The organism is Pseudidiomarina insulisalsae (assembly GCF_003987065.1).
Classification (GTDB): Bacteria; Pseudomonadota; Gammaproteobacteria; order Enterobacterales; family Alteromonadaceae; genus Pseudidiomarina; species Pseudidiomarina insulisalsae.
Genome location: NZ_PIPY01000007.1, coordinates 105727 through 128605 on the forward strand (window position 1 = coordinate 105727; position 22879 = coordinate 128605).

At 51.3% G+C, this 22879-nt stretch carries 16 protein-coding genes; 15 read left to right on the forward strand and 1 reads right to left on the reverse strand.

The features are described from left to right. Positions 1 to 7: 7 nt before the first annotated feature. Positions 8 to 862, forward strand: a complete 855-nt coding sequence (locus CWI71_RS07730; RefSeq protein ID WP_126754690.1) for a DUF6279 family lipoprotein — start codon at positions 8 to 10, stop codon at positions 860 to 862. Here the strand turns inward: CWI71_RS07730 and pyk are convergent, their stop codons facing one another. Continuing rightward, the gene (pyk, locus tag CWI71_RS07735; RefSeq protein WP_126754691.1) at positions 863 to 2299 is read right to left on the reverse strand and encodes a pyruvate kinase; all 1437 of its coding nucleotides are present in this window, start codon (positions 2297 to 2299) and stop codon (positions 863 to 865) included. Positions 2300 to 2502: 203 nt separating this feature from the next. Here pyk and CWI71_RS07740 point away from each other — a divergent pair, with 203 nt between their 5' ends. From CWI71_RS07740 to pyrD, 14 genes are all read left to right on the forward strand, one after another. Continuing rightward, positions 2503 to 3948, forward strand: a complete 1446-nt coding sequence (locus tag CWI71_RS07740) for a glyceraldehyde-3-phosphate dehydrogenase (protein ID WP_126754692.1) — start codon at positions 2503 to 2505, stop codon at positions 3946 to 3948. A 64-nt stretch (positions 3949 to 4012) separates the two neighbouring features. Further along, entirely contained in the window at positions 4013 to 5143 is a 1131-nt protein-coding gene (locus CWI71_RS07745; protein WP_126754693.1) for a M14 family metallopeptidase, read from the forward strand. 66 nt (positions 5144 to 5209) lie between these two features. Continuing rightward, entirely contained in the window at positions 5210 to 6898 is a 1689-nt protein-coding gene (locus CWI71_RS07750) for an alanine/glycine:cation symporter family protein (RefSeq protein WP_126754694.1), read from the forward strand. Between the two features lie 132 nt (positions 6899 to 7030). Further along, a complete protein-coding gene (locus CWI71_RS07755; RefSeq protein ID WP_126754695.1) occupies positions 7031 to 7357 on the forward strand; it encodes a hypothetical protein in 327 nt (108 codons plus the stop codon). Next, positions 7357 to 7647 carry a YeaC family protein gene (locus CWI71_RS07760; RefSeq protein WP_126754696.1) on the forward strand — a complete coding sequence of 97 codons (291 nt, stop codon included), beginning with the start codon at positions 7357 to 7359 and terminating at the stop codon, positions 7645 to 7647. The genes CWI71_RS07755 and CWI71_RS07760 overlap by 1 nt, the downstream gene beginning before the upstream one ends. Positions 7648 to 7652: 5 nt before the next feature. Then, positions 7653 to 8132, forward strand: coding sequence for a GAF domain-containing protein (locus tag CWI71_RS07765; protein WP_126754697.1), 480 nt, complete (start codon positions 7653 to 7655; stop codon positions 8130 to 8132). Then, a complete protein-coding gene (locus CWI71_RS07770; protein ID WP_126754698.1) occupies positions 8122 to 8412 on the forward strand; it encodes a hypothetical protein in 291 nt (96 codons plus the stop codon). Before CWI71_RS07765 ends, CWI71_RS07770 begins: the two co-directional genes overlap by 11 nt. Then, on the forward strand, positions 8405 to 9058 hold the full coding sequence (gene proQ / locus CWI71_RS07775) for an RNA chaperone ProQ (RefSeq protein WP_126754699.1): 654 nt from the start codon (positions 8405 to 8407) through the stop codon (positions 9056 to 9058). Before CWI71_RS07770 ends, proQ begins: the two co-directional genes overlap by 8 nt. Before the next feature lie 4 nt (positions 9059 to 9062). Beyond that, positions 9063 to 11126 (forward strand): carboxy terminal-processing peptidase, encoded by a 2064-nt coding sequence (gene prc / locus CWI71_RS07780; RefSeq protein WP_126754700.1) that lies wholly within the window; start codon positions 9063 to 9065, stop codon positions 11124 to 11126. Between the two features lie 91 nt (positions 11127 to 11217). Then, positions 11218 to 12600: a sodium-dependent transporter gene (locus CWI71_RS07785; protein ID WP_126754701.1), complete on the forward strand. Its 1383-nt coding sequence runs from the start codon at positions 11218 to 11220 to the stop codon at positions 12598 to 12600. A 46-nt stretch (positions 12601 to 12646) separates the two neighbouring features. Further along, positions 12647 to 14131, forward strand: coding sequence for a Na+/H+ antiporter NhaC (gene nhaC, locus CWI71_RS07790; RefSeq protein ID WP_126754702.1), 1485 nt, complete (start codon positions 12647 to 12649; stop codon positions 14129 to 14131). A 17-nt stretch (positions 14132 to 14148) separates the two neighbouring features. Beyond that, positions 14149 to 16761, forward strand: coding sequence for an aminopeptidase N (gene pepN / locus CWI71_RS07795; protein ID WP_126754703.1), 2613 nt, complete (start codon positions 14149 to 14151; stop codon positions 16759 to 16761). A gap of 196 nt (positions 16762 to 16957) precedes the next feature. Further along, a complete protein-coding gene (locus CWI71_RS07800) occupies positions 16958 to 21799 on the forward strand; it encodes an NAD-glutamate dehydrogenase (protein ID WP_126754704.1) in 4842 nt (1613 codons plus the stop codon). Next, a complete protein-coding gene (pyrD, locus tag CWI71_RS07805) occupies positions 21796 to 22809 on the forward strand; it encodes a quinone-dependent dihydroorotate dehydrogenase (protein WP_275069833.1) in 1014 nt (337 codons plus the stop codon). Before CWI71_RS07800 ends, pyrD begins: the two co-directional genes overlap by 4 nt. Positions 22810 to 22879: the final 70 nt, after the last annotated feature.

Here is a 22879-nt window from a genome sequence, read left to right on the forward strand (position 1 = left end):
TACGTCAATGATTCTTCGTCGGCTGTTGTTGATCATTTTTCTGGCCTCGCTTTTGTCCGCCTGCTCAACGCAGTTCGGCTATCGCTTGGCTGATACTTTTCTGGAATGGCAACTGGGTAAGTACGTTGAGGTTTCCGGACAGCTCGAACGCGATATTGACGCTTCCATCGACGAACTGCACCTATGGCATGCCCGTTCGGAATTGCCGCGTTACCGTGATCTGCTCGATGAGCTGCTGACTGATCTGGATCGGGGCGACATCAGCGAAACAACAATCCTCTCCTACAGTGAACACGTCTACGATTTATGGCGCCGTATCCGCTATCAGGTTGAACCTTATGCGCAGGTATACTTACCACGGCTAAGCATTGCCCAGCGACAGCAACTGATTGATAATCTGGCGCAGCGCCTGGAGGAAGAGCGCGAAGAAGCGCAGCAACTGAGTGCGGAAGAGCGGTTTGAGCAAAGCTACGAGCGCATGATTGAGCGTGCTGAGGAATGGTTAGGGCGGGTCCATGCCGATCAGCGTCGCATCCTGCGCCGTTGGGTCACGGAAACTGAGCAGAGCGACCGACTATGGCTTACCTATCAGGAAAGTTGGCTGGAAGCGTTTCAGGAGGCTCTGGCAGACCCCGCTGATAAGAGTTTCAGCGATCAAATACAGCTGTTGATGACTGAGCCTGAGCTACTGCGCTCAGCTGAATTGCAGGCTCAAATTGTGCGTAACCGGCAACTGGGGATCGCCGCTTTAAATCAACTCTATAAAAGCTTGAGTGAGCCACAGAAACTGCGTCTGAAAAGCAAGTTGCGCGACTACCGCGCAACTTTAACTGAACTCATTGAACACTACCGCACAGACTGATTACTTCACTTCAATGATTTTACAGGTATTGGTAGAACCTACCGTTTCCATGACATCACCGTGAGTGAGGACAATCAGATCGCCGGCGACGACATGGCCGCGCGCTTTAATTTCGGCAATGGCATCGTGTACCAGTCCCTCGGGCTTGCTCTGCGTCGAGTCGAAGGCAATAGGGTAGACGCCGCGATATAAAGCACAACGGTTGCGGCTACTGCTATGACGTGACAGCGAAAAAATTGGCAAGATGGTGTGGATGCGCGACATCAGCTTGGCGGTAGAGCCTGACTCAGTCAATGCGATAATAGCTTTTACACCGGCTAAGTGGGTCGCCGCATACATTGCGGTGATTGCGGTCGCTTCCTGAATATTGGTAAAGGTTTCTTCCAGATCGTTTTTATCCAGACGTGCGGCCGGGTGGGTCTCAGCGCCCAGACAAATTTCCGCCATGGCTTTGACAGTGGCAATAGGGTGCTTACCGGCGGCGGTTTCGGCCGACAGCATCACAGCATCGGTGCCATCCAGTACGGCATTGGCGACGTCCATGACTTCAGCACGGGTCGGCATGGGGTTCTCGATCATCGACTCCATCATTTGCGTGGCGGTGATCACGACCTTGTTCAGTTGCCGCGCGCGCTCAATGATTCGCTTTTGTTTACCCACTAGCTTGGCATCGCCAATTTCCACGCCCAGGTCACCGCGCGCCACCATAACAGCCTCAGAGGCGCGAATAATTTCATCCAGTGCTTCGTCACTGGCGACCGCTTCAGCCCGCTCAATCTTTGCGCAAAGCATGCCAGTGCCGTTAGCTTCGCGTAATAAGCGTCGGGCCTGCTCCATATCGGCGCCTGAGCGCGGAAAGGAAACGGCCAGATAGTCGACGCCAATAGCGGCGGCTAGCTTTATGTCTTCATGGTCTTTACTGGTCAGTGCGGCAGCAGAGAGTCCGCCACCCAAGCGGTTAATGCCTTTATTATTCGACAACTTGCCACCTACCAGCACGGTGGTGATGACTTTCGCGCCGTCGACTTTATCGACCTGCAAGCGTAAGCGGCCGTCATCTAATAACAGAATGTCACCGGGCTCAACGTCCTGCGGTAGTTCCTTGTAATCAATACCGACCGCCTGGCCGTTGCCAGCGTCACGCGCCAGTTCGCCGTCAAGGACAAAGGTGTCGCCCTCATCGAGAGTTACCGAGTCATGAGCAAACTTGGCAATGCGTATTTTAGGGCCTTGCAGGTCGCCCAAAATCGCCACGTGGGTACCGAGTTTGGCACAAATGTCGCGCACCATTTCAGCGCGGTGCTTATGATCATCAGCCTTACCATGCGAGAAGTTCAGCCGGACGACATTCGCTCCCGCTTTGATAAGTGCTTCCAGCGTCTCCCGTTTGTCGGTAGCAGGCCCTAAAGTAGTAACAATTTTGGTACGGCGTAACATGCAAAACTCCTTACGTGAACAGCCTGATCAGTTGCAGCGACATGCGCATCGATATATGCGGCGGTAAGTGGCAAACAGGGCCGAAATTATAGCACGGTTATCAGCTGGATACAGAGCTTCTGGCACTTCGGGACGCTTTTAAGTACAATAGCGCGCACTTTTTTCTGTTTCGTTTCTTTTCACCGTAACGCAAGGGTAATCGCATGAGTGACCAACAGCAGGATTTGACCTTACAAAGCTGGCAGGAGCGCCAGGAATACGCCGAGATGATGCAGCCACTGATTGGCCGTCTGTATCGCAATTATGGCGTTGAAATTTTGGTCTATGGCCGTTCTCTGTTAAACGTAGATACCATTAATATTATTAAAGCGCACCGACTGATTCGTCGCCATGAAGGGGTCAAGTTGCGCTTGCGTGAAAGTTTCCCGTTCATTGAAGCACTGAGCAAAATGCGTTTAGCCCCGGCGCGGGTTGACCTGGGTAAGCTGGCGTTCAACTATCTGCACAAAGATGCCGGCAATGGCGCTTCTGTTGAAGATTACCTGAATCGTGAACTGGCTGACATTGTCGATAAAGCCGACGAAATTCCGGCGCAGGACGTCGTACTTTACGGTTTTGGTCGTATCGGTCGCTTGCTGGCACGCTTACTGATTGAGCGTAACGGTAGCAATAATAAAATGCGGCTACGTGCCATTGTAGTGCGTGGCGGTCGCGACGGTGACCTGGAAAAACGCGCAAGCCTGTTGCGTCGTGATTCGATCCACGGTCCATTCAATGGCTCTATTACCGTCGACCATGAAAATAATGCCATCAAAGCGAACGGTACCAGTATTAAAGTTATCTATTCAGATGGCCCGGATCAGGTTGACTATACTCAGTACGGTATTAATGATGCCATCGTTATTGACAACACTGGTATCTGGAAAGACGAAGCCGGTTTAGGCTTACACCTGAAATCGAAAGGCGTGAAGAAAGTACTGCTGACGGCGCCATCAAAAGGCGACATTAAGAACGTCGTGTATGGCGTGAACCATGAGATGATTCAGCCGGAAGACCTGATTGTCAGCGCAGCCAGCTGTACGACGAATGCTATTACACCAGTGCTGAAAGTGATTCACGATCACTATCAGATCCGCAATGGTCACGTTGAAACGGTTCACTCGTACACGAACGACCAGAACCTTATCGATAACTACCACAAAGCTGAGCGTCGTGGCCGATCGGCACCGCTGAACATGGTGCTGACCTCGACCGGTGCGGCAAAAGCAGTCGCCAAAGCACTGCCTGAACTGGCAGGTAAATTGACCGGAAACGCGATTCGGGTACCAACCCCGAACGTTTCGATGGCGATTATGAATTTGAACCTGGAAAAGACAACCTCAAAAGATGAGTTAAATGCCTTTTTACGCGATCAGGCTTTGCATTCTGAATTGCAGGCGCAGATTGACTACACCGCCTCAACTGAAATCGTATCTACTGACTTAGTTAGTTCGCGTTATGCAGGTGTGGTTGATTCGCAGGCGACCATCGTTGATGGTGACCGTGCTGTTCTATACGTGTGGTATGACAATGAATTTGGTTATAGCTGTCAGGTCATTCGTGTCGCTGAAAAAATGGCGGGTCATCAACTAATGAACCTGCCGAAATAATCCGGTAATCTCAATAAAAGCGCCCATGGGGCGCTTTTGTTTTGCCTAACCATAGGAATTTATTATGTTCATTACAGCAAATTTCGATAGCGGCAATATTGACGTCATCAGAGCCGACGAGGCAAGCGACATTGAATTGCAGATCCGCCGCGATCATCAGTCGGACTTTTATCAGTGGTTTCACTTTAAATTGTACGGTGAAGTGGGTACCGAACATGTGATGACCATTACCAATGCCGGTGAGTCTGCCTATCCGGACGGTTGGAAAGAATACGCCGCGGTGGCCTCATACGACCGCGAGACCTGGTTTCGGGTCGCAACTGAATACGATGGTAAACAGCTGACTATTCGTCACACCTTAGAGCAGGAAAGCCTCTACTTTGCCTATTTCACGCCGTACTCGTACGAGCGTCACCAGGATCTGGTCCAGTGGGCACAGCAGTCAAGTCTGGTTGAACACCGTCTGCTGGGGCAGACGCTGGATGGCCGTGACATGAACCTGTTGGTTATTGGCGAGCCAGACGAGCAGAAACATAAAATTTGGGTGACCGCCCGTCAGCATCCGGGCGAGAGCATGGCGGAATGGTTTGTTGAAGGCTTATTGAGCCGCTTACTTGATGATGAAGACGGTACGGCGCGCAAACTGCTGCAAAATAACGTCTTTTACGTCGTCCCGAACATGAATCCAGATGGCAGCGTCCGCGGTCACCTGCGTACCAACGCGGTCGGTACTAATTTGAACCGCGAATGGGAAACGCCAACGCTGGAAAAGAGCCCCGAGGTTTATTACGTGTTGAATGCAATGCAGGAGACCGGCGTTGATCTTTACCTGGATATTCATGGCGACGAAAACCTGCCGTATAACTTCCTGGCGGGCTGTGAGGGCGTACCTTGTTATGATGAGCGGCACGAACGTTTAGCTGCGACCTTTAAAGAAACCCTGCTGGCAATTACCCCGGAATTTCAGGTCGAGCATGGTTATGAGGTCGATGCACCGGGCGAAGCGAATCTGACCATTGCAAGTAACGCAGTTGCACAGCGTTTTAACTGTTTGGCCTTTACTCTGGAAATGCCTTTCAAAGATAATGCCAACTTACCTGATGAAGATTTCGGTTGGTCTGCTAACCGCAGTGTACAATTGGGTGCAGATATTGTCAGCGCAGTCTATGCTGTAGCGAATAACTTGCGCGATTAACCCGCGCAAGTTAGCTTAAAACTACAATTACAATAAATAACGATAACAATTCGCAAGGGGGATACCTTGGAAGCGATTAATAATTTTCTGTTGCTGCTGGACAGTTACCTGGGTTCAGCGGTCTATTTTCCTTATATTTTGCTGGGTGTCGGTATTTTCTTCACCTTGTATCTGGGCTTTCCTCAGGTGCGCTTTTTCAAACACGCCTGGAAAGTGGTCGGCGGTAAGTTTGATAAAAAAGGCGCGCAGGGCGATACCAGTCACTTCCAGGCCTTATCAACAGCACTTTCCGGCACCGTCGGTACCGGTAACATTGGTGGTGTTGCCTTAGCAATCTTCCTTGGTGGTCCTGCAGCACTATTCTGGATGTGGGTGACCGCATTCTTAGGCATGACCACGAAGTTTGTTGAGGTGACCCTATCGCACAAGTACCGCGTTAAAACTGAAGATGGCTCGATGGCCGGTGGTCCGATGTACTACATGGATCGTCGCCTGAACATGAAATGGCTGGCAGTGATCTTCGCCGTTGCCACCATCATCAGTTCCTTTGGTACTGGTAACATGCCGCAAATCAACAACATCGCGCAAAGTATGGAAATGAGCTTCGGCTTTGATCCTATGCTGACCGGTGGTGTGCTGGCAATCTTACTGGCGATGGTCATTATTGGCGGTATCAAACGTATTGCTGCGGTGACTTCACGCATTGTGCCGATCATGGGTGTGCTGTATGTCATCGGTGCGCTCAGCGTTATTTTATATAACCTGGATCAAATCGGTCCTTCGTTTGCTGCGATTTTCACTGATGCCTTCACTGGCTCGGCCGCAACCGGTGGTTTCCTTGGCGCAACCTTTGCTTATGCGTTTAACCGTGGGGTAAACCGCGGTCTGTTCTCTAACGAGGCAGGCCAGGGTTCAGCGCCCATTGCGCATGCTTCAGCGCGGGCCGATGAGCCGGTCTCTGAAGGTCTGGTGTCAATTCTTGAGCCATTTATTGACACCATCATTGTTTGTACCTTAACCGGTTTGGTGATTTTGTCTTCCGGGGTATGGAATGAGAAACACGAAAACGTTTTCTCGCGTACGGATCTTCAGGTCATTGCCGGCAATTACAACGACACCCTTGATGCCGACCGTCAGGAACTGTATCACTATCTCAATAACACGGGTGAGAGCTCTATTGAGACTTTCACTGGTACCATTCAGGTGCGCGACGGCGCTGCAGTATCGGATGGTTATACCATGCTGCATGCGCGCTCTGTAGCTGAGAACGTACGCTTTATCGTCGCCGGTGAAGACCCTTATACCGGTACTTTACGCATCGATAACGGGCGTTTGGTGAAAGAGGACATTGTCATTGTCGGCGATAGTCTGGTGCACTCTGCGGCACTGACGTCAATTGCCTTCAGCAATGGTTTCCTTGGCGACGCGGGCGAGTACATTGTCCCTATCAGCCTGATGCTGTTTGCTTTCTCGACGGCCATCGCCTGGTCGTATTATGGTGACCGTGCGGTGGTGTACCTGTTCGGACAAAAGGGCGTGATGCCATACCGGATTATTTATGTGGCCGGCTTCTTCGTTGCTTCATTCGCCGACACAACGCTGGTTTGGACCTTGTCCTATGTTGCCATAGTGCTGATGACGCTCCCGAACTTACTTGGGATCATGTTATTGCGCCGTGAAATGAAAGATACGGTGAAAGCCTACTGGCAGGATTTCGATGCCGAGCAGGCGAAACGCAAAGAATCTGAGCAGTAATAAAATCTCAAGGTTTTATTTAAAGAACCCGCCGAAGTGCGGGTTCTTTTTATTGTGGGCCTTGATCAACGCTTGAATTTACCGCTGAAACCCTTATATTGCTTAGTCTGATGTAAGAACTGAGAGGAACTGATGGCACTAATAAAATGCCCCTCCTGTAATAAACGTACCTCCGATAAAGCGAAGCAATGTCCGCACTGCGATTACGTGCTTGCGGGGCGCTCCAAGGATGATCTTGAGCGGGAACAGGAACGTGCCCGGCAACGGCGCAAAGAGAAGCTGTTGAGTCAATCGATGTTAGCCTTGTTAATTGCTATTGCCGCCTTCGCTTACATATTTCTTGAACAGCCTGCAGAAGATACCTGGTATGCTAAAGTCAGTTATAGTCTGTTGTTTTTAGGCTTGCTGTGGTTCCTGGTGAATCGTGTGCGGTTAATTTTTAATAAGCGGGAACGTTAATGCAGTTCGAAGATTTACTCGCTAGTATTACCCCTGAAACCTATGCCCGACTGGTCACCGCGGTAGAAACCGGACGCTGGCCTGACGGCGTGGCCCTGAGTGCAGAGCAAAAAGAGAATACCATCCAGTTAGTGATGGCCTATCAGGCCAAATACTGCCCCTCGGATGAACCCTTCCGGGTGGGCGCTGACGGCCTCCTGGTGACCCGTAGTAAACGGGAAATGAAAGCCAGTTTTGGCAATTCGAACGACACCATCGCCACATTTTCCCTGAACAATAACGAGTCTTAAAGAGTATGGCAGATACGGATTATTCTTTGCTGATAGCCCAGGCTGAAGCAATTACCAGCGGCGAAACTGATCTTATCGCCAATTTAAGCAACCTTTCGGCGCTGGTTTACGATACGCTTGAGGATGTAAACTGGGTGGGGTTTTATCTGACCCGGGCGCCTGAAACGCTGGTATTAGGCCCGTTTCAGGGCAAAGTCGCCTGTTTGCGCATTGATTTTGGTAAAGGCGTATGCGGTACAGCCGCGGCGCAGCGTACCACGCAACGCGTGCATGATGTCCACGACTTCCCCGGTCATATCGCCTGTGACAGTGCGTCAAATTCGGAAGTGGTGGTGCCGCTGATTGTCAACGATGAGGTGGTGGGCGTATTTGATCTCGACAGCCCGACCGTCGGTCGTTTTAGCGAGCAAGACGCCGATGGTTTAAGTAAACTGGGTCGCTTTATTGAAACCCTTAACTGGTCTGGCTTTGGCAATGTACAGTGAATTCGATATTCATGCCTATCTGGTCAGTTACCGTGATATGGCGTTTTTTGAAGACGATGCCGATGAAGCTGCCGATCAGTTAAATGAGCTTTTGCATTATATTCATCAATACAGTGATGAAGATGATACCCTTGATGTTTTAGAAGAAGTCGTACGCCGCACACTCTATGAGTGGATAGAAAATCCCGAGTTATTGGCTCTTGATAGTGAGGAAATGCAGGCGTACATAATGGAGCAATTAGCTGACGCCCGTCAGCAGGAAAGCGATGATGATGAGTGAAGTAAAAAAATTGACGAATAATAAAGAAGTTTTAGCTTACCTGGCAGAGAAGTTTCCTGCTTGTTTTTCACTCGAGGGCGATGCTAAGCCATTAAAGATTGGCATCTTCGAAGAACTTGCACAACGTCTGGATGATGACGAAGCGGTAAGTAAGACACGCTTGCGTACCGCGCTGCGTCATTATACAAATTCATGGCGATATCTGCGGGCAATGAAGGCCGGCGGGCAGCGCGTCGATCTGGACGGTAACGAAGTTGCGCCAGTTGAAGAAGAGCACCAGACGCATGCTGCTGAAGCCTTATCTGCATCACAGGCGGTTGCCGCCGAACGCAAGAAAAAAGCTCAGGCCGCGCAACGTAAAGAGACCGCGAAAAGTGCGCGGCCTAGCGGCAAAAAAGCTCCAACGGGCAAGGTGAAAGCGAAAACGAAAAGCGACCGTCCGACTAGCAAGCGCGCGCGCCCACAGTTACAGGCAGCAAGCGACGCGCAACTGGCAGTCGGCCAGAAAGTACAGGTAAAAGCCGGCAAGCAGCCGGTTCCGGGCGAGATCGTTGAGCGCGACCGCAACGATGTGGTGGTGCAACTTCACAACGGTTTGACGGTCAAAGTGGCTACTGATGCCATTTTTATTGCTAAGCAGGAGTAGAGGCATGACGACATTAACGTTCAAGAAGCTTGCCCTTGCGGTTACCCTCAGTTTTAGTGTCACGGCGGCAAGTTACGCAGTACCGCCAGCGCACGATCTGAGCGAGCTGCCAGAGCTGAAACAGGAAGATCAGCATAGTGTTGTCAGCCAACGCGTGACCACGTATTTTACCCGTTATCATTTTAAGAATATGGAACTTGATAACGATCTTTCTGAGCGCATTCTTGACCGTTATCTGGAAATGATCGATTTCAACAAGATGTTTTTGTTGCAAAGTGACGTCGAGCAGGCTGCCGAATATAAGCACCTGTTCGACGACATGATTCATTCCGGCAAGCTGACGCCAGCGTACGCACTGTTCGAAACCGCATTACAACGCAATTTTCAACGTTACGAGTATGCCCTGAGCCTGCTTGATGAAGAACAACCCTTTGATTTTACCGTTGCCGGCGATCGCTACCATTACGACCGTGAAGATGCCAAGTGGGCCAGCTCAACCGCTGAGCTTGATGAGCTATGGCGCCAACGGGTGAAATATGACGCGCTGAACCTGACCATGACCGGCAAAGAGTGGCCGGAAGTCGTTGAGACGCTATCCAAGCGTTACAATAATGCTTTGAAACGCCTGACGCAGACGAATAGCGAAGATGTTTTCCAAACCGTAATGAATGCCTTTGCCAGAAGCGTTGAAGCCCATACCAGTTATTTATCACCAAGTAACTCTGAGCGCTTTGAGCAGAACATGAACCTGTCGCTTGAAGGCATCGGTGCCGTGTTGCAATCGGAATACGATTACACAGTGATCCGCAGTCTGGTTCCCGGTGGTCCAGCCGATAAAAGCGGTGAGATAGCACCGGATGATCGCATTGTCGGGGTTGCGCAAGGTGAGGGCGAGCTTGTCGACTTTGTTGATATTATCGGTTGGCGCCTTGACGAAGTCGTTGAGCTGATTAAAGGGCCGAAAGGCTCCACCGTACAATTACAGGTACTTAAAGCTGACCAGCCGGCCAGCGCCAAGCCGAGTATTGTGCGCATTGTGCGTGACGAAGTGAAACTCGAAGATCGCGCCGCCAAAATTGATATCAAAACCATGGAAGAAGGGCCATACAAAGGCCGCACCCTGGGCGTGATTACCGTGCCAAGCTTCTATCATAACGTCAGCGAAGATGTAAAAAATCTGATTGCCGAGGCACAAGTTGCGAACGCTGAGGGTATTGTGATGGACTTGCGCACCAACGGTGGTGGCAGTCTGCAGGAAGCAATCCGCCTGACCGGTTTATTCATCGATTCCGGCCCGGTGGTGCAGGTCGCCGATGGTAGTGGGCGCCATGAGGTCAACGGCGATCGCGATAATGAAACCTTCTACAACGGGCCGCTAGTTGTCATGGTCGATCGCTACAGCGCTTCGGCTTCTGAGATATTTGCGGCAGCACTGCAGGATTATGAACGTGCGTTGATCGTCGGTGAGAATACCTACGGCAAAGGTACGGTACAGCAGCACCGTGGCCTGGAGCGGCGTTTTGACTTCTTTGATGAAGCCCTGGGCAGTGTGCAATATACCATCGCTAAGTTCTACCGTATTAATGGCGGCAGCACTCAGTTACGGGGCGTCGCGCCTGATATCACATTTCCTACGGTCACCGACAATGAAGAATTTGGTGAGAGCAGCCTGGAAAATGCCTTACCCTGGGACAAGCTTGATACCGCTGATTTCAAACCTGTGGACCTGATTGCCAGCGACAAGCTACAAAAACTACGTGAGCTTAGCGAGAAAAATGTCGCCGAAAACCCTGAGTTCACTTATGTTCTGGAAGATGCCGCTGAGTATCAGAAAGAAAAAGCGAAGTCATGGGTCAGTCTGGTGTTGGCTGAACGTGAAACTGAACAGCAGGCGGACGAAGCGCAGCGTCTGGCACGAACTAATGAGCGCCTGGTACGTGCCGGGTTTGACCCGGTGGAGAAACTAGAAGATGTACCGGAAGCCTTTGAACAGCCAGATCCTTACCTGAATGAAACACTGGTACTTAGTTTCGAGCTTATCGATACCATGAAGATTGCGATGCAGTAACGCATCGCGGTAACCAAGAAAGCCGCCCCAGGCGGCTTTTTTGTGGGGTACGCCCCGTACATAATAATAATAAACAACGGAACACTTGGTTATGAAAGTTCAAAAAGCAATCGCCAGTCGCTGGTCCAGCCGAATGGCTTTTATTCTTGCCTCCACCGCGGCCGCAGTAGGGCTTGGTAATATCTGGAAATTCCCTTATATCACCGGCGAAAACGGCGGTGGCGCCTTCGTTCTGGTCTATTTGCTTTGTATTGCGATTATTGGCGTGCCTATTATGATGGCGGAAATCGTCATTGGCCGCCGCGGGCGGCATAGCCCGGGTATCGCTGCGCGCGAAGTGGCAAAAGAATCCGGACGCAGTTCCGTATGGCAGATTACCGGCTGGGTTGGCATGGCCACCGGTTTCTTGGTACTAAGCTTTTATGCGGTCATTGCCGGCTGGGCCACCGCTTATGTGTTTGAGTCCGCCAGCGGACATTTTGCTGGTCAGAGCGTTGCTTCTATCGGGGCATTGTTCGGCGATCTGGTAAGCTCGCCTGAGCGTCTGTCCTTTTGGCATGCAGTGGTATTGATGGCGGTGATTCTGGTCGTCGGCCGGGGCCTGAAAGATGGTCTGGAACGCGCGGTACGCTGGATGTTGCCAGCCATGGTCGTATTACTCCTCCTGATCGCAATCTACGCAGCAATGATCGGCGACTTTGGCGCGGCCGTGAGCTTTATGTTCGCACCGAACTTTTCTGATCTGACCATCAACGGTGTCTTACTGGCATTAGGCCATGCGTTTTTCTCATTAGGTCTGGCCTCGGGTGTGGTCATTATGTACGGCGCCTACCTGCCACGTGAAACCTCTATTGTGCAGACCACTCTTTGGGTGGCGCTGGCTGACACGCTGGTCGCTTTACTTGCCGGCTTTGCCATTTTCCCCATCGTCTTCGGTAGTCATTTAACGCCGGAAGCCGGTCCCGGACTCATTTTCCAGACCTTGCCGGTCGCCTTTAGTACGATGCCCGGCGGCGTATTCATCGGTACTGCTTTCTTTGTCATGCTGGTCATTGCTGCCTTTACGTCGGCCATTGCAATGATCGAATCTGCAGTGGCGTTTTTACAGGAAAAATTCGAGTGGGGCCGCTGGCGTGCTACTATCATCGCAGTGTTGATTTTGTGGTTGTTGGGACAGGTCACTATTTACTCATTTACCGGTGCCAGCTGGACCCAGATTAATCTTGCGGTACCAGGTAAAACCCTGGCCAGTTGGTTTGATGTGATTGACTACGCCACAGGTTCGATTTTGTTGCCATTAGGTGGCTTGTTGCTGGCGATATTTAGCGGTTGGGTGATGGCGCGTTCAGCAAGTCAGGACGAGCTCGATACGCGCCCCGGCGTTTACCGGCTCTGGTTAACTATGGTGCGTTGGGTCGCGCCACTGATAATCGTCATTATCTTTTTGCAACTGATCGGTGTGCTGCAGTTCTAATCGGGCCGGTTAAGTATTCAGAATTACTAAGCTTGAGAATTTAATTATGCGAAACCAATCTTACTCTGCTTTTAAAGAGCCCACACTGTTGCAGGCATTGGTGCCACTGGTAGTGCTGATTATTGCGCTGGCCACATCAGTTTATCTGTTTGGTGAAGACTCCTCGTACGGTCCTAACCAGATTGCCCTATGGGTTGCTGCCGGCGTAGCCATGATTATTGGCTTTATTAATAATTATCGCTGGGAAGATATTGAAGAGGGAATTAAAGAAGGTATCTCCGTTGCATTGGGCGCGTTGCTGATAATTCTCGCAGTTGGCTCACTGATTGGTACCTGGCTGTTATCAGGCACTGTGCCGACAATGATCTATTTTGGCCTTGAGCTACTGAGTCCAAACTGGTTTTACGCCGCCAGCGCGTTGATTTGCGGCATTATCGCACTTGCTATTGGGAGCTCCTGGACCACTGCAGCGACCATTGGTGTCGCCTTGATGGGCGTGGCTGCAGGTATGGGACTGTCGCCAGCGATCACCGCAGGTGCCGTTGTTTCCGGAGCTTACTTCGGTGATAAAATGTCACCTTTATCGGATACCACCAATCTGGCACCGGCCGTGGCCGGTACCGAGCTGTTCGCCCATATTCGCTACATGTTTTATACCGCAGGGCCGGCTTATTTACTGGCTCTGATCATTTTCGCTATTTTAGGTTTAAACACTGACGCCAACGCCAGTGCTTTGCAGCTGGAACGGATGCAGCTTGAACTCACCAATGCTTATAACATTGGCTGGGAGATGCTGGTACCGCTACTGATCTTGCTGTATTTGGCCGCAACCCGTAAACCGGCACTCCCGACCGTATTTTTTGGTGCGCTGTTAGGCGGCGTCTGGGCGGTGATTTTTCAGGGGGAGGTGATTACCCGTCTGGCCGGCGACGACTCCGCCGTTGCCAGTTTAAAAATGGTCTGGATGGCCTTGACCGACGGAATTGTGGTTGAGACCGGTAATGCTGAACTTGACTCGCTGCTAAGTGGTGGCGGCATGTCAAGCATGCTCAATACGGTCTGGCTGATTTTAAGCGCCATGACCTTTGGCGCAGTGGTCGAGAAAATTGGCTTGTTGCAGCGTTTAATTGCCGGTCTGCTCGGGTTTGTAAAAACGACGGGCAACCTGATTGCAAGTACCTTGTTAACCTGTTTTGGCGCCAACCTGCTGACCGCCGATCAATACATGGCAATTGTGATTCCGGGCCGCATGTATCGTGAAGAATATATGAAACGCGATCTGGACGCCCGCGTCCTGTCGCGCACGCTGGAAGACAGTGGTACCTTAACTTCGGCATTGATCCCATGGAACACCTGTGGCGCCTTTATGATGGGCACGTTAGCTGTCAGCCCGCTCGAGTATGCACCTTTTGCCTTCTTCAACTGGCTCACGCCGTTGATTGCCATGGTCTATGGTTATACCGGCATGCGTATTTTGCGCCGTCCAACAGCAACTGACGCAACCCCGACCGCCACCGCCAACGCGAATTAAGTAGTTACGAGAGGTTTATGGCACATAAGCAAGCAAAATACCGGAGCGATTACCGCGCTCCGGCTTTCACTATTGATACTGTTGAACTTGATTTTGATCTGCACGACAACGCGACGCGCGTTACTTCCGTGCTAGGTGTTCGTCGGCTGGGGCCGGGAGCGCTTGAACTTGATGGCGAACAACTAAAACTCATCAGTGTTGCGGTAGATGACGTCGAACTGGACGCGGACGCGTACATCCTGAATGAACATCAACTCATTATTAGCGATCTGCCTGATGAGTGCACACTGACGCTGGTTACCGAGATTAACCCCAGTGCCAATAGTGCGCTGGAAGGACTGTACAAGTCAGGTGGCGCATTCTGCACCCAGTGCGAAGCGGAAGGCTTTCGCCGTATTACCTATTACGTTGATCGTCCCGATGTACTGGCGGTATTTACCACGCGCATCACCGCCGATGCGCGCCAGTTTCCTTACCTGTTAAGTAACGGCAACCTGCAGCAGCAAGGAGAGTGTGAAAATGGCCGCCACTTTGCCATCTGGCATGACCCACATCCGAAACCGGCGTACCTGTTCGCTCTGGTAGCCGGTGATTTTGATCGGTTACAGGACACCTATACGACCACTGAAGGGCGTGACGTCTGTCTTGAAGTCTTCGTGGATAAGGGGAATCTGAGTCGCGCTGAATACGCCATGGTTTCGTTGAAAAAGGCCATGCAATGGGACGAAGAGCGCTTCGGGCTGGCCTATGACTTAGACCGCTATATGATTGTCGCAGTTGATTTTTTCAACATGGGTGCGATGGAAAATAAAGGTCTGAACATCTTCAACTCAAAGTATGTTCTCGCCGATCAGAATACTGCCACCGACTGGGATTTTATTCATGTTGAATCGGTGATTGGACATGAATATTTTCACAACTGGACTGGTAATCGTATTACCTGTCGCGACTGGTTCCAGCTCAGCCTGAAAGAGGGACTTACGGTTTTCCGAGATCAGGAATTCAGTTCTGATCTTGGCTCACGTGCAGTGCACCGTATTGACGCGATTCGGGTGATGCGTAGTCATCAGTTTAATGAAGACGCCAGCCCCATGGCGCACCCGATTCGTCCGGATAAAGTGGTCGAAATGAATAACTTTTACACCGTGACTGTTTATAACAAAGGTGCAGAAGTAATTCGTATGTTACACACGATACTCGGCGAGGAAGGTTTTCAGCGGGGCATGCAGCGCTACCGTCAACGCCACGATGGTCAGGCGGTCACCTGCGAAGACTTCGTAGCCGCGATGGAAGCAGCTAATGATGTCGATCTGAGTCAGTTCCGACGCTGGTACAGTCAGGCCGGCACACCAGTGGTGAACATCACCGAGCGCTACGACGCGTCGACCGGTGAACTTACGATTCGTTGTCAGCAGCAGACGCCAGCAACGCCCGGGCAAACCGATAAAGCGCCAGTAGTTATCCCTCTGTTGTTCAGCGTCTTCGACGCCCGGGGGCAACGCCTTGCGGTCGAACATGAGGCCATTAAGCGCCACGAATCTGGCAGTGAGTTGCTGGTTTTAGACCAGGCTGAGTGCGAATTCACGCTTAGCGGTTTTGCCAAACGACCGATTATTGCCTGGTTGGAAAACTTCAGTGCACCGGTAAAACTTGAACGTGAGGTCGCGCTCGACGACTACGCGTTACTGCTGGCTCACGCAGAACAAGAAGTGACGCGCTGGGAAGCTGCACAACAAATGTATTTGCATGTGTTATTGCAAGCCGTGGAGCAGGGCGGTGCACTGACCCTGCCGCAGGGACTGCTTAATGCCTTGCGCCAGGCTTTACAGGCACCGCTGGATAATGCCTTGAAGGCGCTCATTTTTACGCCCCCAAGCGCCGAAGAGTTGAGCGAATACTATAGCAGTGACGTACCTTTAGCAGCTATCGAGAAAGCCGGCAAAGCGCTACGCCAACAACTGGCATTGGCCTTGCAACCTGACTTTGCTGCATTGTTTGACCAGTTGCAGGCAAGCGATGATGATCTAAGCGGACCGGCGATGGCCACGCGCGCGATGGCGAACCGTTGCCTGTATTTTCTTGCTTATGCGGCGCCGCAGCAATACGCCGATCTGATTGCGAAAAGGGCGACCCGGCGCGGTAATATGACCGTCCAGCAAGGGGCATTGGAAATTGCAGTGCATCTTGAGTTACCAAACCGCGACAATATTCTTGCCAGCTTTTTAGAGCAATGGCAGGCGACGCCACTGGTAATGGATAAATGGTTCGCGGCGCAGGCAAGTGCGGTGACTGCAACCACTGTTAATGAAGTGCAGCAACTGACTGACCATTCACTGTTTACCTTACGCAATCCAAACCGGGTGTACGCGCTACTGGCGACCTTCTGTCGCAACAGTCTGCGTTTTCATCAGGCTGATGGTGCCGGTTATCGCCTGGTGCTGGACGTCATTAAACAGCTTAACAACCTCAATCCGCAGGTCGCTGCCCGGCTTATCACGCCATTTTTACAGTGGCGTCGCTATGATGCTAAGCGGCAGGAACAACTAAAATCCTGCCTGTCCGAACTGCAGCAACTGGATGATTTGGCACCGGATTTGGCCGAGAAGATCGCCAGCGCTTTGGAAAGTTAGGGCGCTTTTAACTAATATTCATGCACAAAGCTGTCATAAAGATGTTCAGGCCACGTAAACCGTGGTCTGAACACTGATTTTTCCTGTTTATTATCATTGAATAGCGCGACTAAATGTCCGACAATAAAGGCTATCGGAAAAATCTGTGACAGTTCACAGTATTGTTCTACCTCAATAGGTTACAAGGATACTTAGCATGAACTCCGTTGGCGACAGCCAGACTCCCGTTATATTGCAAAAAGTGGCCGCGCTCATTCAGCAACGCGCAACTGACCGCGCCGATATTATCCAGGATTTTGCCCTCCGTATGTTCCGCAACGTTGCCTCAGACGAGCTTGCGCAGCGTAACGACAGTGATCTTTATGGCGCAATAATGGGATTGTGGCATAGCTTTAACGAATATACGCCGGGTGAGAAAGCCCTGATCAAGGTTTATAACCCTGAAGTAGCCCGGCACGGTTGGGAATCAGCCCACACCATTATCGAAATTATCCAAAGCGACATGCCCTTCATGGTCGATTCGATCCGCATGGCATTGTCACGTCTGGGTATCAATTCACACCTGTTGCTGCATCTGCCGTTAAGCCATGAACGCGATGACCAGCAGCGCATTACCAAGCTGCTGAAAGCCGGAACCCGTGGTGATAACGAAGTTGACACTGTGTTCCTTATCGAAATTGATCGCCAGACCAGCAAAGATGCCATTGCCCAACTGAAGCGCGAGCTGGCGTCGGTCATGGATGATGTTACTTACTCGGTGACTGATTGGCAGGCCATGCGCGAGCGGCTGGAACAAATTGCCGGCGAGCTGAGCGATATTAATTATCCGGGCGAACAAAAAGATCTTAAAGAAGCGCAACGCTTCCTGAAATGGCTGGCAAAAGATAACTTTACCCTGATGGGCTACCGTCGTTATGACCTGAAGGCGGTCGAAGGTGATTACGTCATCCGGCAGCAAGCCGACTCGAGTTTAGGCTTAATGCGTAAGTCAGCGACCAATAAAGAGCGGCTGGTGTCATCGTTGCCTGAGGTTGCCCGTGAGCTGACCTTTGACAATACTTTGCTGCTGGTCACCAAAACCAACTCCAAATCACGGGTGCACCGTCCTGCGCACTGTGACTATATTGGCGTCAAGCGTTTTGACAAGAACGGCAAGGTGATCGGTGAAGATCGCTTTATCGGACTTTATTCCAGCACCTTCTACAATAACAGTGCCCGTGACGTGCCATTGGTCAGTGAGAAAATAAAACGCGTGATGGATGCTTCGGGCTTTGCACCGAATTCCCATGCTGCCAAGGCATTGCTCAATATTCTCGAAACCTACCCGCGCGACGAAGTGGTACAGGCCACTGAAGAAGATCTGCTGGAGGTAGGGGTCGGCGTCTTGCAGATGCAAGAGCGCGATATGACGCGGGTCTTCGTGCGTCGCGATATTTTTGGTCGATTCGCGTCCTGCATGGTGTACGTACCGAAAGAGCGTTACAACACATTATTGCGCCAGAAAACACAAACTATTCTGGCAAATACGCTAAACAGCAAATACGACGTGGAATTCACCACGTATTTCTCAGAATCCGCACTTGCCCGCACTCATTACACAGTGCGTATTGGCGAGAACGTACAGGACATCGACGTGAAAGAACTCGAACAGAATTTAATTGAAGCTGCGCGCACCTGGGAAGATAACTTTGAACGTATCTTGCGCAGCACTTTTGGCGAGTCAAAAGCAAACGCCATGAACAAGAAGTACGCAAACGGTTTTCCACGTGCGTACAAAGAAGAGATTCTGCCTTCGGTGGCCATTGCCGATATCCAGCAACTGGAAGCGTTGGACAAAGATCACAAGCTGGGCATGCTGTTTTACCGCTCGCGTGAAGAGAACGAACAGAGCAAACGCATTCGCTTAAAGCTGTTCCACAAAGACGAGCCTATCCATCTGTCAGACGTGCTGCCGATGCTGGAAAACTTTGGTCTGCGCATTATCGGTGAGAGCCCGTATCAGATTAAAGCAACGAACGGCGACATTTTCTGGATCCTCGACTTCCAGATGTTACACAGCAACGTCAAACTTGACCTTGAAGCCAGCCGCGATGTGTTCCAGGACGCTTTTGCCAAAGTCTGGTCAGGACACTATGAAGACGATGGCTTCAACCGTCTGGTGCTGAGCGCCGGCCTGACCGGTCGCCAGGTCATTATTCTGCGTATGTTCGCGAAATACATGCGTCAGATCGGCACGACCTTCAGCCAAAGCTATATCGAGAGTACCTTCAGTAAGTATCCGGTTATTGCAACGCTCATCGTCAAGCTCTTCTATAGCAAATTTGAGCCGTCAACCAAGAGCCGTAACAAGAAAATTGAAGCGCTGGAAACACGCATTACCGGTGAGCTCGACAATGTCGCCAACCTCGATGACGACCGTATTGTCCGCCGTTACGTAGAACTGATTCTGGCGGCGTTACGCACTAACTTCTTCCAAAATGACGAGCACGGCGAAGAGAAGCCTTATATCTCGATCAAGTTTATGCCGGAAAAAGTTCCGGAAATGCCGTTGCCGCTGCCTAAGTATGAAATCTTCGTCTATTCACCGCGGGTAGAAGGTGTCCACCTGCGTGGTGGTAAAGTTGCACGTGGTGGTTTGCGTTGGTCGGACCGCCGTGAAGACTTCCGTACCGAAGTACTGGGTCTGGTGAAAGCGCAGCAGGTGAAGAACACGGTGATTGTACCCGTAGGCGCCAAAGGTGGCTTTTTCTGTAAACAGTTGCCGGAAGAGCGCGAAGCGTTCTTTGCCGAAGGTAAAGAGTGTTACCGCACCTTCATTCGCGCCTTATTGGATATCACCGATAACATCGTTGACGGTGAAGTCGTGCCGCCTGTCGATGTGGTTCGTCATGACGAAGACGATACCTATCTGGTGGTCGCTGCGGATAAAGGTACTGCAACCTTCTCCGATATCGCCAATGGTATCTCACAAGACTACAACTTCTGGCTGGGCGACGCGTTCGCCTCTGGCGGTTCGGTTGGCTATGACCACAAGAAAATGGGTATCACTGCCCGTGGTGCCTGGGAATCGGTGAAACGCCACTTCCGTGAAATCGGTATCGACTGTCAGAACACTGACTTCACCGCCGTAGGCATTGGTGACATGGCCGGCGACGTCTTCGGTAATGGTATGTTGTTGTCAAAACACACCCGTTTGGTGGCTGCTTTTAACCACTTGCATATTTTTATTGACCCGGAGCCGGATGCAAAAACCAGTTACGCGGAACGCGAGCGCTTGTTTGAGTTGCCACGTTCTTCCTGGGAAGACTACGACAAGTCGCTGATCTCCTCTGGTGGCGGCGTATTCTCACGCAGCGCGAAAGCCATTGAGCTGTCACCGGAAATGAAGAAACTGTTCGGTACTCAGAAAAAATCTATGACGCCGACAGATATGATTCGCACCATTTTAACCTTACCGGTCGATTTACTCTGGAACGGCGGTATCGGTACCTACGTTAAGTCCAGCAAAGAGAGCGACAGTGACGTGGGTGACCGCGCCAACGATGCGTTACGTGTAAATGGTAAAGAACTGCGCACCAAAATTGTCGGTGAGGGCGGTAACCTGGGTCTGACTCAGTTAGGCCGTATTGAGTATGCCCGCAATGGCGGTCGTATTAATACCGACGCCATTGACAACGTAGGCGGCGTTGACTGCTCGGATAACGAAGTCAATATCAAGATCCTGTTAAACGGCCTGGTGGCGCAGGGTGAACTGACCCGCAAGCAACGCGATCAGCTACTTTATGACATGACCGATGAAGTGGCACAGATCGTGATTAAAGACTGTCACCGTCAGTCGCAGTCGATTTCGGTTACCGCACTGCGCGGTGCTGATCAGGTGAAAGAGCTGCAACGCTTTATTCATCATCTGGAACGCGAAGGGCAACTGAACCGGGCATTAGAATTCTTGCCTGATGACGACGAGCTGGCGGAACGTCAGGCCAACAACCAGGGCTTTACCCGTCCTGAGCTGGCGGTGATCACCGCGTACGGCAAAATGGTGCTGAAAGAAGATTTGTTAGACGAAGCGGTCATGTCCGACCCGTTCCATGCGCGCTCGCTTATTAACGCCTTCCCGAAACCCTTGCAAGAACCTTATGCGGACGCCATGCAGGCGCACCCGCTGCGGGCACAGATTATTGCGACGCGCTTAGCCAATAATATTGTGAACGATATGGGACCTAATTTTGTGTTCCGTAAGATGGATGCCACCGGTGCGACACCGGCCGAAGTTGCTTCGGCCTACGTGGTAGCACGTGAGTGCTTTAACGTGCGCAGCCTGATGGAAGAAATTGAATCGTGCAATAACAAAATACCGGCTGACATCCAGAACCAGATGCTGTTCCAGTTGCGCCGTATCGTGCGCCGCTCAACCCGTTGGTTCCTGCGTCATCGCCGTCAGGAGCTGACCACAATTCAGGAACAACTGGACTTTTACCAGAGTTCCTTTGTTGACTTACGGAAAAACGTGCTCAACTACCTGGTACCAGAGGAACGTGTTGGTATTGAAAAAAATATCGAGCGTTACACCAATAATGGCGTACCGGCGAAGTTGGCTGAGCAGATTGCCATCTTGTCGACACTCTTCTCTGCGCTTGATATTGCCGATATTGTGCATGAGACCGATCGCAAAGTGGGTAGTGTTGCCAACGCGTACTTCCACCTGGGCGCGAAAATGTCGTTGCACTGGTTCCTTGACCAGATCAACTCGCAGCCGGTCGATAATCACTGGCAGGCACTGGCGCGTGCAGCCTTCCGTGAAGAGCTGGATTGGCAGCAGCGTTCACTGACGTTGAGTATGCTCAAAGGCACCGACAGCAAAACGGACGGACTGGAAGTCCTGGCAGCCTGGTTGGACGAGAACCGCGTCTATGTTGATCGCTGGCTGCATATGCTGGCCGACTTCCGCACCACCAAAACGCATGAGTTCGCGAAGTTCTCGGTGGCGTTACGTGAACTGATGTTACTGAACCATAACTGTACGGCGGTGCGAGTGTGAGTTTCTACGGCCTTGCACGCTGGGCGCTGTTTCGCATGGATGCGGAACAGGCCCACGATTACTCCCTTCGCATGTTGCGTAACTACGCGCATACGCCGGTAGCCGCTATGTGGCGGCAAAAGGTGAAAGCTAACCCGGTGGAAGTGATGGGCATTCAGTTTCCCAATCCGGTGGGACTGGCGGCAGGTCTTGATAAAAATGCCGAGTGCATCGACGCGTTTGCGCAAATGGGTTTTGGTTTTATTGAGGTTGGCACGGTAACCCCGCGCCCGCAACCGGGTAACCCGAAGCCACGGTTGTTCCGGATTGCCGAAAAAGAGGCCATTATCAATCGCATGGGCTTTAACAATCAGGGCGTTGATTATCTGGTTGAACAGGTAAAGCAAGCGAACTATCAGGGCGTGCTGGGAATTAATATCGGCAAAAATAAGGACACGCCGGAAGAGCAGGCCGTCAATGATTACGTTACCTGTATGCGCAAAGTCTATGCCCATGCCAGTTACATCACGGTAAATATTTCATCGCCGAATACGCCCGGACTACGGTCCTTTCAGCACGGCGAAGCCCTCGATAAATTACTCTCCAGCTTAAAGAAAGAACAAGCGGCGCTGACCACCAAACATGGGCGCTACGTACCTATAGCGGTGAAAATAGCGCCTGATTTGAGCAACGAAGAGTTGCGGTTGATGGCAACATCATTCCTCAAGCACGAAATTGACGCAGTTATCGCGACCAATACCACTTTAAGTCGCGATGCAGTGAAAGGGCTGCCCCATGCTGAAGAGGCGGGCGGTCTCAGCGGCGCTGTACTGTTCGATGCCAGTACGCGCGTGGTACGCGATCTTGCCGGTTATCTGGAAAATAAGATCCCGATTATTGCCGCTGGCGGGGTCGATTCTTACGCCGCTGCCCGGGCTAAGCTCGCTGCCGGAGCCAGTCTGGTGCAGGTTTATACGGGCTTTATTTACCATGGACCGAAACTGATTTCTGATATCGTGAATCGCTTGTAATTTGCCAGGTTGTTAGCTATGTTAAGACGCAGCTAACAACTATAATAAGAAAAATTACTTAGGTTAAGGG